Here is a 19,181-nt window from a genome sequence, read left to right as displayed (position 1 = left end):
AAAATGATAGAAAATTTGGCAGAACAGTTGGTAAATTTAACTGTAAAACAAGTAAATGAATTAGCCCTTTTTTTGAAAAAAAAGTATGGAATAGAACCGTCAAATATTGGTTTAGTAACGTCAGGAGATACTTCTATTTCTAGAAAAAAAGAAGGTGGGAAAGAATCAGAAAAGGAAGAAAAAAGTATTTTTAATTTGATTCTAAAGTCTTCTGGTAATTCTAAGTTATCTGTGGTAAAATTAGTAAAAGAAATTACTGGAAAAGGACTTAAAGAGTCTAAAGAATTAGTGGATCACCTTCCAAAAGTACTTAAAGAATCTGTTGATAAAAAAGAAGCAGAAAATTTAAAGAATAAATTTGAAGAAATAGGGGCAGAAGTAGAATTAAAGTAAATATTCCATTTTTTTGGAGTTTATAAGTGAGCTATGTTTTTTTTCAAAAATTTTTAATTATTGTTTAATTTGGGGGATACAGAAAGAATATCGGAAAGAATTACTTTTTCTTCAGTAGTAGAAGCAAAACAAGTGGAATATCCTGATTTTTTGGATATTCAAATCAAATCATTTAAAGAATTTTTTCAACTGGAAACAAAACCAGAAAATATAAAAAATGAAGGTTTATTTAAAGTTTTTACAGAAAATTTTCCAATTTCTGATGCTAGAAACTCTTTCGTTTTAGAATTTAAAGGGTATTCTATAGATGCTCCTAGATATTCTATAGAAGAATGTATTGAAAGAGGGGTGACTTATAGTGTACCTTTGAAAGCAAAGTTAAAACTATATTGTACTGATCCAGAACATGAAGATTTTGAGACAGTATATCAGGATGTCTATTTGGGGACATATCCATATATGACTCCTTCTGGATCTTTTATTTTCAATGGTGCAGAACGGGTTATTGTTTCTCAACTACATCGTTCTCCAGGAGTATTTTTTGGCCAATCTCATCATGCAAATGGAACTAAATTATACTCTGCAAGAATAATTCCTTTTAAAGGATCTTGGATTGAATTTGCTACGGATATAAATAATGTTATGTATGCCTATATAGATAGAAAGAAAAAGTTGACTATGACTACTTTACTTCGTGCTATTGGATATGAAAGAGATAAAGATATATTAGAAATATTCAATTTAGCAGAAGAAGTACAAGTTATAAAAAGTGCCACTGACTTAATTTTATATAGAACTTTAGCAGCAAGAGTATTGAATATCTGGCATGAGGATTTTGTAGATGAAGATACAGGAGAAGTTGTCTCTGTGGAAAGAAATGAGATTCTTATAGATAGAGATGTTAAGCTCAAACAAGAACACATTGATTTGCTCATAAAACATGAGATAAAAACAGTCTTATTACATAAAGAAAAAGGAAGAAAAAAAGATTATTCTATTATTTATAACACTTTGCAAAAAGATCCTACTAATTCTGAAAAAGAAGCAGTAGAATATATCTATAAACAACTTAGAAATACAGAACCTCCAGATGAAGAAACAGCTAGAAGTGTTCTAGACAAGCTTTTTTTTTCTGATACAAGATATAGTTTAGGGCCTGTAGGAAGATATCGTTTAAATAAACGTCTTGGTTTAGATATTGATCCAAATTATTTAGTTTTAACAAAAGAGGATATAATTGCTATTATTGAACATTTAAATGCTTTATTTAATTCGAAAAGAGAAGTAGATGATATAGATCATCTTTCAAATAGACGAGTTAGAACTGTTGGAGAACAACTTTATACACAATTTAGTATTGGTTTATCTAGAATGGCTAGAACAATTAGAGAAAGAATGAATGTTCGTGATAATGAAGTATTTATGCCTGTAGATCTTATCAATTCTAAAACTTTATCTTCCGTAATTAACACTTTTTTTGGAACTAACCAATTATCTCAATTTATGGATCAGACGAATCCATTGTCTGAAATTACACATAAAAGAAGATTATCCGCTTTAGGTCCCGGAGGTTTATCTAGAGAAAGAGCAGGATTTGAAGTTAGGGATGTCAATTATTCTCATTATGGAAGATTATGTCCAATTGAAACACCAGAGGGCCCAAATATTGGGTTAATATCTTCTCTTTCTGTTTTTGCGAAAATTAATCAAATGGGATTTGTAGAAACTCCTTATAGATTAGTTCATAATGGAAAAGCTAATTTTCAAGAAAAAGCTAAATATCTTAGTGCAGAAGAAGAAGAGGGAAAAATTATCGCACAGTCTAATTCTATAGATGTAAATGGGAGTTTTTTTTCTGATAGAATTATTTCTAGAGAAGATGGAGATTTTCCTGTAGTAACTCCAAAACAAGTAGATTACGTAGATGTAGCTCCTAATCAAATAGCCTCTATATCAGCTTCTTTAATACCTTTTTTAGAACATGATGATGCGAATAGAGCTCTTATGGGATCTAATATGATGCGTCAAGCAGTACCATTATTAAAACCTAAATCTCCTATTGTTGGAACTGGATTGGAAAAACAAGTTGCAAGAGATTCAAGAATTTTAATTAATGCAGAACAAAATGGAGTAGTAGAATATATTGATGCAAAAAAAATTATTATTCGTTATGATAGAACTGAAAAAGAAGCTTTAGTAAGATTTGATTCTGAAATTAAAGTATATGATTTGATTAAGTTTAGGAAAACAAATCAAAATACATGTATCACTCTAAAACCTATTGTTAAAAAAGGGACTAGAGTTGTAAAAGGACAAATTTTGTGTGAAGGATACGCAACTGAAAATGGAGAGTTAGCTTTAGGCAGAAATTTAAGAGCTGCTTTTATTCCATGTAATGGATATAATTTTGAAGATGCTGTTTTAATTTCAGAAAAAGTAGTTAGTGAAGATTGGTTTACTTCTATCCATATAGATGAATATTCTTTAGAGGTTCGTGATACCAAACTAGGAATGGAAGAATTAACTAATGATATTCCTAATGTTAGCGAAGAGGCAACTAAAGATTTAGATGAAAATGGAATTATTCGCGTAGGTGCAGAAGTTAAACCAGGAGATATTCTCATTGGAAAGATAACTCCTAAAGGAGAATCTGATCCAACTCCGGAAGAAAAGTTACTGCGAGCTATTTTTGGAGATAAAGCTGGAAATGTAAAAGATGCGTCTTTAAAAGCTGAACCATCATTATTTGGAGTTGTTATCGATACGAAACTATTTACTAGAAGTATTAAAGATAAAACATCTAGAATTAAGGATAAAATACAAATAGAACGTATTGAAAAAGAATATAATAAAAAATTTTCTGATTTGAGGAATATTTTATTGGAAAAATTGAATTACATTCTACATGATAAAATATCTCAGGAAATTATTGATGAAAAAAAACAAGAAATTGTAATAAAAAAAGGAACAAAATTTACTTCTCAATTGATTAATCAAATATCTGATTTTATTAATATTTCTTCATTTTGTTGGACTTATGATGTGGAAACAAATCATCTTATATCTGAAATTTTACATAATTATAAAATAGCATTTAATGATTTTAATAATACTTTAAAACATAAAAAGTTTTCTATTACAATTGGAGATGAATTACCATCTGGAATAATTAAAATGGCTAAAGTTTATATTGCAAAAAAAAGAAAATTAAAAGTGGGAGATAAAATGGCAGGAAGACATGGAAATAAGGGGGTAGTAGCAAGAATTCTTCGTGAAGAAGATATGCCCTTTTTAGAAGACGGGAGTCCTGTAGATATAGTTCTAAATCCATTAGGGGTTCCATCTAGAATGAACATTGGGCAAATATATGAAACAGTATTGGGATGGGCAGGATATAAATTGAACATAAAATTTTCTTCTCCTATATTTGATGGAGCGACTATAAATAAAATTTCTGATTATACAAATCAATCTGGAATTCCACGTTTTGGAACAACTTATTTATTTGATGGAGGAACAGGAGAAAGATTTGATCAACCAGCAACAGTAGGAGTTATATATATGTTGAAACTTGGACATATGGTAGATGATAAAATGCATGCCCGTTCTATAGGACCTTATTCACTCATTACTCAACAACCTTTAGGAGGAAAATCTCAATTTGGTGGGCAACGTTTTGGAGAAATGGAAGTTTGGGCTTTGGAAGCTTTTGGATCTTCTAATATTTTACGTGAAATTTTAACTGTTAAATCAGATGATGTGATAGGAAGAGCAAAAACTTATGAAGCTATAGTAAAAGGAGAACCTATGCCAGAACCTAATAATCCAGAATCTTTTAATGTATTGTGTTATGAATTAAAAGGATTAGGATTGGATATTGATTTAGAAGAGTAAAGAGTAGTATATTATATATAATAGTCTTAAGATAAGAGTAGTAGTTTAGTTAGTATATTATTATGAGCAGAAAAAAAAATATTAAGTTCAATAAAATCACTATTAGACTTGCGTCTCCGGAATCTATTTTAAAAGAATCTCACGGAGAGGTTTTAAAACCAGAAACTATTAATTATAGAACTCATAAACCGGAAAGAGATGGGTTATTTTGTGAACGGATTTTTGGTCCAATAAAGGATTATGAATGTGCTTGCGGAAAATATAAGCGGATTCGTTATAAAGGAATAGTTTGTGATAGATGTGGCGTGGAAGTTACTGAAAAAAAAGTAAGACGTGAACGAATGGGACATATTAGTCTTATAGTTCCTGTTGTTCATATTTGGTGTTTTCGGACTTCTCCTAATAAAATAGGATATTTATTAGGGTTTTCATCTAAAAAGCTTGAAATGATTATTTATTATGAGCGATATGTAGTTATACAAGGAGGAGTTTCGTTTCGTCCAGATGGATCTCTTTTTCAAAAAGGAGATTTTCTTACAGAAGAAGAATATTTATATGTTTTGAATCAACTTCCGAAAGGAAATCAGTATTTAGAAGATACTGATCCTAATAAATTTATTGCAAAAATGGGTGCTGAAGGGATAGAAGGTCTTTTAAATCGAATTGATTTAGATATTTTATCCTTAGAATTAAGGAATCAAGTTCATAATGAAACCTCTAAACAAAGAAGATCTGAAGCTTTAAAACGGTTACAAGTTGTAGAATATTTTAGAGAAGGAAAAAAAAATGGGGGGGATGCTTCTCATATGATTATTCATGTCTTATCCGTTATACCTCCTGAATTAAGACCACTTGTTCCTTTGGATGGAGGACGTTATGCAGCTTCCGATATGACCGATTTATATCGTCGTGTTCTCATAAGAAACAATCGTTTAAAAAGATTGATAGAGATTAAAGCCCCTGAGGTGATTCTCAGAAATGAAAAAAGGATGTTGCAAGAATCTGTGGATTCACTTTTTGATAACTCAAGAAAAGTGTCAGCAGTAAAATCTGAAGGGAATCGTCCTTTAAAATCTTTATCTGATTCTTTAAAAGGAAAACAAGGGCGTTTTAGACAGAATTTACTTGGTAAAAGGGTAGATTATTCTGCACGTTCTGTTATTGTAGTTGGACCTCATTTGAAACTACATGAATGTGGGCTTCCTAAAGAAATGGCAGCAGAACTTTATAAACCTTTTATAATCAGAAAATTGATTGAGAGAGGAGTTGTAAAAACAGTAAAATCTTCAAAAAAAATTATAGATAAACGAGATCCTATGATATGGGAAATTTTGGAAAATGTATTGAAAGGACATCCTCTATTATTAAATAGAGCACCTACTTTACATAGATTGGGGATTCAAGCATTTCAACCTAAATTAATAGAAGGAAAAGCAATTCAGTTGCATCCTTTAGTTTGTGCTGCTTTTAATGCGGATTTTGATGGAGATCAAATGGCCGTGCATCTTCCTTTATCTTCTGGTGCAATTTTAGAAGCGCAACTTCTCATGTTGTCTTCTCAAAATATTTTGAATCCCGCTAATGGATCTCCTATTACTGTTCCTTCTCAAGATATGGTATTAGGGTTATATTATATGACTAAACCTTTAGCATCAACTTTAAATAATAATAAAAAAGTAAAAGGAGAGTGGATTACTTTTTACTCTCCAGAAGAAGTTGAAATAGCTTATAATCAAAATAAAGTTGAATTACATGCTTTAATTCGTGTAAAAGTGGATATTCGTGAAGAAGATAAACTTTTGAAAAAAATAATAGAAACAACTGTTGGAAGAGTTTTATTTAATCAAGTTGTTCCTAAAAAAGTGGGATATATTAATGAATCTTTAACAAAAAAATCACTAAGAGAAATTATAGGAAAAATATTACATCTAACAGATGTTCCGACTACTGCTAAATTTTTGGATGATATTAAAGAATTGGGTTTTTATAATGCATTTAAGGGAGGTCTTTCATTTGGATTAGGAGATATTATGATTCCAAATGATGAGAAAGAAAGTATGGTATCGGCGGCTATACGACAAGTAGATAGTGTTAAGATGAACTATAATATGGGATTGATAACAAATAATGAACGTTATAATCAAGTTATTGATATATGGACAAATACAAATGCGATGTTAACAGAAAAAGTAATGAAATATATGCGTGAGGATAGACAGGGATTTAATCCTGTATATATGATGTTAGATTCTGGTGCAAGAGGTTCTAAAGAACAAATTCGGCAACTTTCTGGTATGCGTGGATTAATGGCTAAACCTCAAAAAACGGGATCATCTGGAGGTGAAATCATTGAAAATCCGATTTTATCTAATTTTAGAGAAGGACTTTCTATTTTAGAATATTTTATATCTACTCATGGTGCACGTAAAGGATTAGCAGATACTGCGTTAAAAACTGCAGATGCTGGGTATCTTACAAGACGTTTAGTTGATGCAGCTCAAGATGTTATTATAACAATAGAAGATTGTAATACGCTTAGAGGATTAGAGATATCATCATTAAAAAAAAATGAAGAAATAGTTGAGCCGTTATTTGATAGAATTTTAGGCCGGGTATCTTTGAATGATCTTTATCATCCAAAAAATGGAAAATTAATAGTTTCATCTGGATATATGATTGATGAGAAAATAGCAGAATTGATTGAAAAATCTGGAATAGAATTTGTAGAAGTGCGTTCTCCACTTACTTGTGAATCAAAAATGGGGATTTGTTCTAAATGTTATGGTCGGAATTTATCTACAGGAAAAATTGTTCAAAAAGGAGAAGCTGTAGGAGTAATTGCTGCGCAATCTATTGGAGAACCTGGAACACAGTTAACTTTACGAACTTTTCATGTTGGAGGAACTGCAGGAAATATTTCAGAATCATCACAAATACGATCAAAATATGATGGTATAATAGAGTTTGAAGATCTTAAAACAGTTTTAAAATCAAAAAATGGTTTGGAAAATAATAAAGTTTGTGTGGTCGTTTCTCGTTCTACAGAAATGAAACTTTTTAATAAAGAAAAATCATCTGTTTTAATGACAAAAAATATTCCTTATGGAGCCACTTTGTATGTTCATCATGGAGATAAATTAAAAGAAGGTGATCGGATCTGTACATGGGATTTATATAATGCAGTAATTATAGCAGAGTTTTCGGGAATAATTTCTTATCAACATTTAGAACAAGGAACAACTTTTCAAGTTGAAATAGATGAACAAACTGGATTTCAAGAAAAAGTAATTACAGAAGTAAGAAATAAAAATTTAATTCCAACATTAAAAATTTTGAATGAAGATGATGAAGAATTAAAGGTATATAATCTTCCTGTAGGTGCACATTTAATGGTTGATGATAAAGAAAAAATAGAAGTAGGTAAGATTTTGGTAAAAGTTCCTAGAAAATCTGCTAAGTCTGGTGATATAACAGGTGGATTACCTCGTTTATCTGAATTATTTGAAGCTAGAAATCCTTCTAATCCTGCTGTAGTTTCTGAAATGGATGGAATCGTTACTCACGGAAAAATAAAAAGAGGAAATAGAGAAATTATAGTTGAATCGAAGACAGGTGAGATAAGAAAATATCTTGTAAAACTTTCCAATCAGGTTTTAGTTCAAGAAAATGATTATGTAAAAGCAGGAATGCCTTTATCAGATGGCGCGGTTACTCCTAATGATATTTTGAACATAAAGGGAGCTAGAGCCGTTCAGGAATATTTAGTAAGAGAAATACAAGAAGTATACCGTTTACAAGGAGTTAAGATTAATGATAAACATTTTGAAGTTATTGTTTTGCAAATGATGCGAAAAGTAGAGGTAATGGATGTAGGAGATACTCGATTTTTAGAAGGAAATATTGAATATAAAGATGATTTTATAGAGGAAAATGATAGAATTTATCATATGAAATTTATTGAAGATCCAGGAGATTCTGAAATTTTCCAATCTGGATCTCTAATCAGTTCTAGAGATTTTAGAAATGAAAACGCAGTTTTAAAGTATAAGAATAAAAAATTGATAAAAACAAGAAATGCTATTCCTGCAACTGCTAGGCCAGTATTACAGGGAATAACGAGAGCTGCTCTTCAGACAAAATCTTTTATATCTGCAGCTTCTTTTCAAGAAACAACAAAAGTATTAAGTGAAGCTGCAATAAGTAGCAAAACAGATTACTTATATGGATTAAAAGAAAATGTTATTGTAGGACACAAGATCCCGGCGGGAACTGGTTTGAAAGAATATGAAAATATATATTCAGAAATTTTATGAATTGATTTTGATTTATTTATTATTCAGAAAGAATCAAATTATTCAGGTAATAAATCTTTTTTTTGAATTTTTTTCCATTTATCTTTTATGGAAACTATTTTATTAAAAATGATATTTTCATTATTATTTTTCTCTACATAAAAGTATCCTATTCTCTGAAATTGAAAATATTCTCCTATATTTGCTTGATTTAAAGTTGGCTCTGAATATGCTTTAATTTTTTCTATTGTTTTTGGGTTTATATATTTTTGATAATCTCCCATATTGGGATCTCTTTTTAAAAAAATAGGATGATATAAATGGATTACTATAGGAATAGCATGTTTTATAGAAACCCAATGCAAAGTGCTTTTGACTCTTTTTTTTTCCGTTTTTTTTTGTTTTCCAGATTTACTTTTAGGATCATAGGAGCAATGAATTTCTATTATTTCTCCATTAGAATTTTTTATTACTGAATTTGCTTTAATGATATAAGCGTTTTTAAGTCTGACTTCATTTCCAATTGATAATCTAAAAAATTTTTTTGTTTTCTTTTCTAAAAAATCATTTTTTTCAATGTATAGAAATTTAGAAAAAGGTATTTTTCTATGTCCAAATTTTGGATTTTCTGGATTATTTTCTGCATTAATCCATTCCGTATTATTATCTGAATAATTATCAATTACTAATTTGACGGGTTGTGTTACAACCATAACTCTAGGGGCTATTTTATTTAGATGCTCTCGAATTCTGAATTCTAAAAGAGATGTATCTATAATATTATTTCTTTTTGTAATTCCTATTTCTTGAATAAATTTTTTAAGAGATTTTGGAGTATATCCTCTACGACGTAATCCAGATATAGTTAGAATTCTTGGATCATCCCAAGATGGGATAATTTTTTTTTCTATTAAATATTGAATTTTTCTTTTACTAGTTAGTGTGTAACTCAAATTTAATCTTGAAAATTCTATTTGTTTAGGACGTATCTTATTTTTTTCATAGATTTGATCTAGATACCAGTTGTATAATGGTCTTCTATTTTCAAATTCCAACGAACATAAAGAATGAGATATTTGTTCAATATAATCACATTGTCCATGAGTCCAATCATAAGTAGGATAAATACACCATTTATCTCCAGTACGAGTATGATTTTTTTTTAAAATTCGATACATAATTGGATCTCTCATATTCATATTTGATGATTTCATATCTATTTTAGCTCTCAGGACACATGTTCCTTCTTCAAAAAAACCATTTTTCATTTTTTCGAAAAGGTATAAATTCTCATTTATAGATCTATTCCGATAATTACTATTGATTCCATGTTCAAGTGGAGTTTTTCTTCGAAGTTGAATAACTTTTTTAGAATGATGATCTACATAAGCTTTATTCATTTTAATTAGAGAAATAGCCCATTCATAAAGTTTATGAAAATAATCTGATGCATAACTTTCATGATCCCATTTAAATCCTAGAAATAGGATATCTTTTTTAATAGATTCTATAAATTTTTTTTCTTCTACTATAGGATTTGTATCGTCAAATCTTAAATAAACAGGAGCTTGGTATTTTTTTCCCAATTCAAAATTGAGATATATTGCTTTCACATGTCCAATATGAAGATATCCATTTGGTTCAGGAGGAAATCTGAATCGAATTTTATTAATAGGAAATCCTTTTTTTATATCTTCTTCTATAACTTTTTCAATAAAGTGCAAATGCGTTTTATTATTTATTGAGTATTCTCAACTAATTTGTAAATTTAATTAATTTTTTATTAATTTTATTAAGTTATTTTTTTGTGAATTATTCGGAAACAGTAAAATGGATTTTTAATCGTCTTCCAATTTATCAAAATTTGGGATTAAACTCATATTACCCTGGATTACAAAGGATTAAATTTTTTTGTTCTCATTTAGGAAATCCACAAAAATTTTTTAAATGTATTCATGTAGGAGGTACAAATGGAAAGGGATCCACAGTTCATATGTTATCTTCTATTCTTCAAGAAGAAAAATACAGAATCGGATTGTTTACCTCCCCCCATTTAATAGATTTTAGAGAAAGAATTCTTTATAATGGATTTTTGATAGAAAAAGATTTTATTATAGATTTTATAAAAGATAACAAAAAATTTATTGAAAAGGAAAAAATGTCATTTTTTGAAATGAATACAGCATTAGCGTTTCAATATTTTAAAGAAAAAAAAGTTTATATAGCTATAATTGAAGTAGGAATGGGAGGCCGTTTGGATTCTACTAATCTTATAGATCCAGAAATATCTATCATTACAAATATAAGTATAGATCATACAAAATCTCTTGGAGAGAGTAAACATCAAATTGCTTTGGAAAAAGCAGGGATCATAAAAAAAAATGTATCAGTAATAATTGGAAGTGAAATATCAAAAGATATACGATTTCTTTTTCTTAAAGAAGCTTTAAAAAAAAATTCCCCTATATATTTTTTAAAAAATATTTCAGATTATTCTGAATATCAAGTTCCTTTTAAAGCGGATTACCAAAATATCAATAAAATTATTGTGTTAAAAACTATAGACATTCTAAAAAAAAGAAAAAATATAATAGTTTCTGATAATTCCATAAAAAATGGATTAAAAAATGTAATTAAGAATACGAATTTTAAAGGACGTTGGCATATATTACAACAATATAATCCAAAAATTATTTGCGACATAGCTCATAATGAAGAAGGAATTCAAATGATAAATAATCAGTTGAAAAAAGAATCATATGAAAAATTACACTTGGTATTAGGATTTTTAAAAGAAAAAAAAGTAGAAAAACTATTGAAATATTTTCCTGTTAATGCTTATTATTATTTTTGTCAACCTAATATTGAAAGAAAATTTTCTATTTCTGATTTAAAAACTTTAGTAATGAAAGTTTTTAAAATTAATAAAAATAGAAAAATTTTTTTTTTCTCTTCTGTAAAAGAAGCTTTTTTTTCATCTAAAAGTCAATCTAAAAAAAAAGATTTAATCTTAATTAGTGGAAGTTCTTTCACAGTATCTGAAGTCTTATTATTGACATTGTAATTTTTTTTTTACATTTGGATTAATACATAAAAAAAGGGCAATTAGCTCAGTTTGGTTTAGAGCATCTGTTTTACAAACAGGAGGTCACTGGTTCAAATCCAGTATTGCCCACTTTATTAAAAACAAAGTTTAGTATTTTTTCTTTTTCTTTTGGATTAAACCATATCACAGATGGATCTTTTTTATACCATGTTAATTGTCTTTTTGCATATTTCCTAGTATTTTTTTTTATTTTTTCTATTGTTTTAATGTCTATTTCATTAGAAATATTATTATAAGTTATTTTCTTTTCTTTATCAAAAAAATCAAAAATTTCTTTGTATCCTATAGTTTTTAAACTATTCAAGTATCTATAAGGATAGTATTTTTTAGCTTCATCTATCAATCCATTTTTTATCATTTTTTCTACTCTATTATTTATTCTAAAATAAATTTCATCTTTTGGTAAGATCAATCCTATTTTTAGGATAGAAAAATTTCTATTTATTCTTGATTTTTTTTTAAAAAAAAAAGAAGGGGGGGTTCCAGTTGATTGGATTATTTCTAAATATCTAATCAAACGTCTTGGATTATTATAATCTATAGAATAAGGTTTTTTTTCAAATTTTTGTAGTTCTTTTTGCAAGAAAAGAATTCCTTTTTTATTGAAATTAGAAATTAAATTTTTTCTTATATTCAAATCAACATTAGGGATGTCAGACAACCCTTTTGTTATAGATTTTTCATATAATCCAGATCCTCCAACTGTGATTAAAATAGAATATTTTTTGAATAATTTTTCAATTATATTTAAAGAATCTCTCTCAAAACATTTTGCATTGTAATTTTGATGAATTGTTAAATGCCCTATAAAATGATGAGGAACTGAATTCAATTCTTTTAAAGTAGGCATAGAAGAACCTATCTTGAGTTCTTTGTAAAATTGTCTAGAATCACAAGAAATGATTTCAGTTTTTAATTTTTTTGCTAAAAATAGAGAAACAGATGTTTTTCCAATGCTAGTTGGCCCTACAAGAATTAGTAGAAGTTTATTTTTAAATTTCAGAATATTTAGATAATTTTTTATACATCCAATAATCTACTAAAACTAAAGCGATCATAGATTCTACAATAGGAATTGCACGAGGAAGAACACAAGGATCATGTCTCCCTTTTCCTTCCATAAAAACAAAATTACCATATTTATCTATGGTTTTTTGTTTTTTCATTATTGTTGCTACAGGTTTCAATGCTATTCTAAAATAAATATCCATTCCATTTGATATTCCACCTTGAATTCCTCCAGATAAATTAGTTTTAGTTTTTCCGTTAATATTATCAAACAAATCATTATGTTGTGAACCTGTTAATTCAGTTCCAAGGAAACCACTACCATATTCAAATCCTTTTACAGCATTAATTGAAAGCATAGCTTTTGCTAATTCAGAATGTAATTTTTGAAAAACTGGTTCTCCAAATCCTACTGGAACATTTTTTATCACACAAGTAATAGTTCCTCCTATTGTATCTCCCTTTTTTTTTATTTGATGAATCATTGATATCATTTTTTTTGCAATATTTGGATCAGGACATCTTATAGGAGTATGTTCTATCATTTTTTTAGATAAGTCTAAATCTTGATAAGATTTATTGACTGATATATTTCCTACAGATGAAACATAAGATATGATTTTTATATCTTTTATTAATTGTTTAGCAATAGATCCAGCTACTACTCTACATATTGTTTCTCTAGCTGATGCTCTCCCCCCCCCTCTATAATCTCTTATTCCATATTTTTTTTCATATGTAAAGTCAGAATGAGAAGGTCTATATATATTTTTAATATGATTATAATCGTTAGATTGATGATCTTTATTATAGATTATAAATCCAATAGGAGTTCCAGTAGTTATATTATCCATAATTCCAGAAAGAAAATTTACTTGATCGGGTTCATTTCTTTGAGTAACTATAGATGATTGACCGGGTCTTCTCCGGTTTAGTTCGTATTGAATTTGTTCAAAATCTAATTTTATTCCAGATGGGCATCCATCTATAATTCCTCCTAAAGCATTTCCATGACTTTCTCCAAAAGTAGTTACTCTAAATAAATTTCCAAAAATATTTCCCCCCATAATCCCTTTCTAAAAATTTTTACTTAATTTTTGATTTCTATGGAAATAGGTCTTCCATAAGAATGATTATTATTAATTTTATTCATTCCTACTAATATTTTTTTTTGATAACGTTTTTCTACCTCAAAAAATGAAAATTTAGATAAAATTTCTATATTTCCAATATTAATATGTGAATTATTAGCTGCTTGATTAATTAAATTTATTAATCCTAATTTTGTCAAATTATCTTTTGCCCCAATATTTAAAAAAAATTTAGAAAAAAATTTTTTTTTGTTATTTCCCCCAAAAATTTTTTTAGAGTAAAAAAGATTTTGAAAATTAAGATCATTAGAATTAGAACTATAAGCAGTAAAAAAACGATTAAACTCTATCCAATAAAATCGTTTTATCAATTCTTCTTTATTTAGAAATTCTAATTTTTTCTGTATTTTTGGAAGAAATTTATTCATTATAGATTTATCATCTACTGATGTTTTTTTTATTTTTTCTACAAAATGCATGAGTTTTTTTTCACATATTTCTTTTACACTAGGTACCAAAATTCTTTTAAAACTTTTTCCTATTTTATTTTCAAATCCTTTTAAAAAAGAAGTTTCTTTTGAATGAATGATACAAATAGAGATTCCTCTATTTCCAGCTCTTCCTGTTCTTCCACTTCTGTGTACATAAATTTCACTTTCATTTGGAATATTATAATTAATGACATGTGTAATATCATTAACATCTATCCCCCGAGAAGCAACATCTGTTGCTACAAGCAACTGCAAATATTTTTTTCTAAATCTGTTCATAACAGAATCACGTTGAGATTGTGAAAGATCTCCATAAATTGCATCTGCATTATATCCATCTCGGATTAAATAATCTGCTATTTTTTTAGTCTCTTTTCTCGTTTTACAAAATATAATTCCATAAATATCTGGATTTATATCTAGAATTTTCTTTAAAGTAGAATATTTTTGATTAGTTTTATCAACTATGTAATAAATATGTTTTACATCATCAGCGCCTACATTTCGTTTTCCTGTGGTAATTTCCTCTACAGGTTCTATCAAATAAGTATGCGCTATTTCATTCATACATTTTGACATTGTAGCAGAAAACAGTAAACTTTGTCTTTTTTTTGGTAATTTTTCTATTATAGAATCTAATTCTTCTTTGAATCCCATGTTTAACATTTCATCTGCTTCATCAAGAATCAAATATTTTATATCATATAAAGAAAGTTTTTTTCTTTTAATTAAATCTAAAATTCTTCCCGGAGTTCCAATAATAATGTGAGTTTTTTTTCTAAGGGATTGAATCTGATTTTCTATATTAATTCCACCATATAATGGAATAATTTTTATCAAAGAAATGTATTTTGAAAAACGACACAGATCACGTGTAATTTGAATACAAAGTTCTCTTGTTGGACATAAAATTAAAGCTTGAGGAAAACGTAAGTTTAAATTTATTTTTTGTATAATAGGTAATCCAAATGCAGCAGTTTTTCCAGTCCCTGTTTGAGATAAAGCTATTAAATCTTTTTTTTGTTTTTTTAACAAATATGAAATTACTTTCTCTTGTATAGGAGTCGGAGATTCAAAACCAATATCTTCTAAAGCTTGAGCAATTTTATCATTAAAAAAATTATATTCTTTAAATGTTTTCATATTTTATAAAAAAAAATGGATTAACGATTTTTTTAAATCGAAATCTAGTTTTTTATTGAACAAATATAGAGATTAAATTCTTAATATTTTGATACATGTTTACATGTTTTTATTAATTTTTATAAGTTTTTTAGTAATACTCTGATATCTAATAATCATTAATATAGCAGATGTAGTTAACCCAACACCTAATCCTATCCAAATGCCTTGAACCCCCCTGTTAAAATATAGAGAAAGAAAACATGCTATAGGTAATGCTAGGATCCAATAGGAAAAAAAACTTATCCACATAGGAATAGTTACATCTTGCATGCCTCTTAAAGCTCCAATGATAATTCCTTGTATTCCATCTGGTAATTGAAAAATACTAGCTATTAAAATCATTTTTTCCGCCATATGAACAACTTCATAATCATTTTTTATATACAAATAAGGAATATTCTTTCTAAGAGAAATAAAAAGAATACTGCAAATGAACATAAACATCATCCCCATAAATATAATTGATCCTCCTATTTTTCTTAATTCTGAATAATTTTTTAGTGCATGTTGATTTCCTATTCTAATTGTTGCTGCTATAGAAAAACTTGTACATAAAAGAAATGTTGATGAAATTAAATTAATGACTATTTGATGAACTGCTAATTCTTTTATTCCACATTTTCCTGATAGAAAAGAAGAAATAGAGAAAGTACTCATTTCAAATAACATATGAAATCCAGAAGGAATGCCTATTTTTAGGATTTTCATAAAATATTTTTTTTTCAATAAAAAAACTTTTAAATGACTATAATAGAGACGAACTTTTCTGTATTTATACAATAGGAAATAAATTCCTATTAACATACTTATTCTTGAAATTAAAGTCGCATAAGCAACTCCTATTACTCCTAATTTTGGAAATCCATAAAAACCATTGATAAAAAAATAATTCAATGTAATATTTATAAATACTGATATCCAAGTAATGATAAGCCCGGGAAAAACTAGAGATAATCCTTCTGAAAATTTTCTAAATATTTCAAAAATCATCCATGGAATAAAAGAAATTGCTGTAATTTTTAAAAAAGATATAGTATCATTCAAAACTTCTTTAGGTTGTCCTAAATGTGGAAAAATATATGATAAAAACCCACGTGTAGAGAGATACATAAAAATTGATAAAAAGAAATTAATAATTATTCCATGATATAAGATTATAGCTCCTTTTTTATATTCACGTTTTGCATCTACTGATGCAATTAAAGAAGAAATAGCTGTTGCTATTCCAAATCCAAAAATGATTGTGATGAAAAAAACGGAATTAGATAATGAAACTGAAGCTAGTGCTTCCTTTCCTAAGGATCCCACCATCATGTTATCAGAAAATCCGATACATATAATTCCTAATTGTGTGAATAATACTGGAGCCGCGAATGAAAAATTTTTTTTAAAATGTTGCAAATATGTTTCCGATTTCTTATGTTTTTTTTTTATGCAATAATAGTCTCTCATTCTCATTATTATTATGTAATTATGATTGTTAGTTTTACTTACTTATTTATTTATTTCTAGTAGTTAGTAGAAGTAGAGTAGTAGAAAAAAAGAGAAATAAAAAAAATAAACCCCAATATGTTGGATTTTTTTATAAACATGAATAGATAAAAAATGGAAATACAAAAAGAAAATGAAATTGAAAAAAAAGAATAAAATTTGTTTAAATTTTTATAAATGGCAATTTTACAATTTTGATGGGAATTCTTTTTTTTCTGATTGATACAAAATAAGAATTTTGTTTTATATCTAAACGATCCAACAAAATATATCCCAATCCTATTCCTTTTTTTAAAATTGGAGAAAAAGATCCAGAAGTAACATTTCCTATAGTTAGGTTCTCTTTATTTTTTAATAAATATCCTTTTCTAGGAATTTTTCCTTTTTCTTCTATTACAAAAGAAATAAAATTTTTATAGGTTCCTTCTTTTTTTTGCTTTTCCAATATTTCTTTTGCAATGAATTTTTTTTCAAATTTTGTAATCCAGGATAGTCCAGATTCTATGGGAGTCGTTGTTTCTGAAATATCTTGTCCGTATAAACGATACCCCATTTCTAATCTCAATGAATCTCTGCTAGCAATTCCACAAGGAATTACTTTTATAGTTTTTCTTTTTAAAATATTATTCCAAATATTTTCTGCATATTCATTTTGAATATAAATTTCAAATCCTTTTGATCCTGTATATCCTGTACGAGAGATTAAAACTCCATCAATACCTGAAAATATCCCTATTTCAAAGTGATAATAAGGAATTTTAGATAATGAAATGTTAGTAAATTTTTGAATAGATTTCAAAGAATTTGGTCCTTGTATAGACAAAAGAGAATATTCTTGAGAGAGATCTAAAAGTTTTATTTCATGTTCATTTTTATCTATATTTTTATTTATCCATATTTTATCTTTTTCTATGTTAGACGCATTTACTATAAGTAAATATTCTATTTCTGAAATTTTATAAATAATTAAATCATCTATAATTCCTCCTAACTGATTTACGAAACAAGAATATTGAGCTTGTCCAGATGTGATACAATAGACATTGTTTGTAGTTAAATATTGAAGAAACTCTTTAGAATTTTTTCCTTTTAAAATAAATTTCCCCATATGACTAACATCAAATATTCCAACAGAATTTCTTACCGACATATGCTCTATTAATGAAGAAGTATATTGAAGTGGCATGTGAAATCCAGAATAAGAAGTCATTTTAGCTTTTAGTTGTAAATGACATTTGTATAAAACTGTTTTTTTTAAATTATCCAGCATATTCAACAAAGTTATTTACAGTTTCATATAAAATTATTTTTAAATCCAAAGAAGAAGATATTTTTTTACGAATTTGATTCCATATAAAAATAGAAATATTTTCTGATGTAGGATTTTTTTTAGAAAATTCTTTAATATCTAAATTTATATTTTTATGATCAAAAAGATATTCTATTTCTTCACGAAGAATGTTTTTTAATTTTTGCAAACTGAAAACGAATCCTGTTTCTAAATCAACATTTCCTGTTAAACTTACAATGTATTCGTAATTATGTCCATGATAATTTAAATAAGCGCATTTTCCAAATACTTCAATATTTTTATGGTAATCCCAATGTGGATTATAAAGTCTATGCGCTGCACTAAAATGGCCTTTTTTACTTATAGTTGCTTTCATTATTTAATATTCAATTTTGTTAGATAGTTTTTTATAATTATTTTTAACCAAATAGTATAAGAATTTGGAGAAATATTAACATCTTCGATTAATTTTTTCAAAGACATCCATTTCCAATTATCTACTTCTTTAGTATTTATTACAGGAGGATAAGAATAATTTCCTACAAAAACATGATCTAATTCATTTTCTATTAATCCATTACTGAATGATTCATGATAGCTAAAACAAAATTTTTTCTCTAAAAAGCAATCAAACCCCATTTCTTCTATTAAACAACGATGCGCTGCTTTCAAAACAGATTCATTTTTTTTGGGATGACTACAAGATGTATTAGTCCAAAGTAGAGAAGAATGATACTTTTTTGATGATCTTCTTTGTAACATTAACAGATTGTTATTTTTCGAATTATCAAATACAAAAACAGAAACTGCGCTGTGAAATAATCCTTCTATATGAATTTTTTCTTTATTTTCAAATCCAATAATTTGATTCTGTTCTCCTATTAAAGGAATGTAATTTTTTTTTTCTTCATTTTTATTGATGCTTCTTATTTTTATCTT

Annotated in this window: 12 protein-coding genes and 1 tRNA gene; 5 read left to right on the top strand and 8 right to left on the bottom strand. The window is 27.4% G+C overall.

From position 1 onward, the window contains the following. Positions 1 to 3 precede the first annotated feature (3 nt). The 3 genes from rplL to rpoC all read left to right on the top strand — a co-directional run bounded on the left by rplL (position 4) and on the right by rpoC (position 8,600). Complete coding sequence (gene rplL / locus H0H71_RS02250) at positions 4 to 393, top strand: 50S ribosomal protein L7/L12 (protein ID WP_185855928.1); 390 nt, start codon at positions 4 to 6, stop codon at positions 391 to 393. A 69-nt stretch (positions 394 to 462) separates the two neighbouring features. Further along, positions 463 to 4,287, top strand: a complete 3,825-nt coding sequence (gene rpoB, locus H0H71_RS02245; RefSeq protein ID WP_238784440.1) for a DNA-directed RNA polymerase subunit beta — start codon at positions 463 to 465, stop codon at positions 4,285 to 4,287. A gap of 62 nt (positions 4,288 to 4,349) precedes the next feature. Beyond that, entirely contained in the window at positions 4,350 to 8,600 is a 4,251-nt protein-coding gene (gene rpoC / locus H0H71_RS02240) for a DNA-directed RNA polymerase subunit beta' (protein WP_185855926.1), read from the top strand. A 38-nt stretch (positions 8,601 to 8,638) separates the two neighbouring features. Here the strand turns inward: rpoC and glnS are convergent, their stop codons facing one another. Then, complete coding sequence (glnS, locus tag H0H71_RS02235; RefSeq protein WP_238784439.1) at positions 8,639 to 10,303, bottom strand: glutamine--tRNA ligase; 1,665 nt, start codon at positions 10,301 to 10,303, stop codon at positions 8,639 to 8,641. 83 nt (positions 10,304 to 10,386) lie between these two features. Between glnS and H0H71_RS02230 the strand changes: the two genes are divergently transcribed. Beyond that, entirely contained in the window at positions 10,387 to 11,643 is a 1,257-nt protein-coding gene (locus H0H71_RS02230) for a bifunctional folylpolyglutamate synthase/dihydrofolate synthase (RefSeq protein WP_185855925.1), read from the top strand. A gap of 35 nt (positions 11,644 to 11,678) precedes the next feature. After that, positions 11,679 to 11,754, top strand: a tRNA-Val gene (locus tag H0H71_RS02225). Here H0H71_RS02225 and miaA read toward each other — a convergent pair. The 7 genes from miaA to H0H71_RS02190 all read right to left on the bottom strand — a co-directional run bounded on the left by miaA (position 11,714) and on the right by H0H71_RS02190 (position 19,073). Beyond that, on the bottom strand, positions 11,714 to 12,640 hold the full coding sequence (gene miaA, locus H0H71_RS02220; protein WP_238784474.1) for a tRNA (adenosine(37)-N6)-dimethylallyltransferase MiaA: 927 nt from the start codon (positions 12,638 to 12,640) through the stop codon (positions 11,714 to 11,716). The two genes, H0H71_RS02225 and miaA, sit on opposite strands and share 41 nt — an antisense overlap. A gap of 37 nt (positions 12,641 to 12,677) precedes the next feature. Further along, on the bottom strand, positions 12,678 to 13,760 hold the full coding sequence (gene aroC / locus H0H71_RS02215; protein WP_185855924.1) for a chorismate synthase: 1,083 nt from the start codon (positions 13,758 to 13,760) through the stop codon (positions 12,678 to 12,680). Positions 13,761 to 13,783: 23 nt separating this feature from the next. Further along, complete coding sequence (locus H0H71_RS02210) at positions 13,784 to 15,418, bottom strand: DEAD/DEAH box helicase (protein ID WP_185855923.1); 1,635 nt, start codon at positions 15,416 to 15,418, stop codon at positions 13,784 to 13,786. A gap of 99 nt (positions 15,419 to 15,517) precedes the next feature. Further along, the gene (locus H0H71_RS02205; RefSeq protein WP_317168077.1) at positions 15,518 to 16,918 is read right to left on the bottom strand and encodes an MATE family efflux transporter; all 1,401 of its coding nucleotides are present in this window, start codon (positions 16,916 to 16,918) and stop codon (positions 15,518 to 15,520) included. Between the two features lie 196 nt (positions 16,919 to 17,114). After that, entirely contained in the window at positions 17,115 to 18,221 is a 1,107-nt protein-coding gene (gene gcvT, locus H0H71_RS02200) for a glycine cleavage system aminomethyltransferase GcvT (protein ID WP_185855922.1), read from the bottom strand. Then, positions 18,211 to 18,618, bottom strand: a complete 408-nt coding sequence (locus H0H71_RS02195; RefSeq protein WP_185855921.1) for a 6-pyruvoyl trahydropterin synthase family protein — start codon at positions 18,616 to 18,618, stop codon at positions 18,211 to 18,213. Before H0H71_RS02195 ends, gcvT begins: the two co-directional genes overlap by 11 nt. After that, entirely contained in the window at positions 18,618 to 19,073 is a 456-nt protein-coding gene (locus H0H71_RS02190; RefSeq protein WP_317168090.1) for an isopentenyl-diphosphate Delta-isomerase, read from the bottom strand. Before H0H71_RS02190 ends, H0H71_RS02195 begins: the two co-directional genes overlap by 1 nt. Positions 19,074 to 19,181 lie beyond the last annotated feature (108 nt).

This window comes from Blattabacterium cuenoti (assembly GCF_014251375.1).
Taxonomy (GTDB): Bacteria; Bacteroidota; Bacteroidia; order Flavobacteriales; family Blattabacteriaceae; genus Blattabacterium; species Blattabacterium cuenoti_K.
This window is presented reverse-complemented; position numbering and strand designations above follow the sequence as displayed.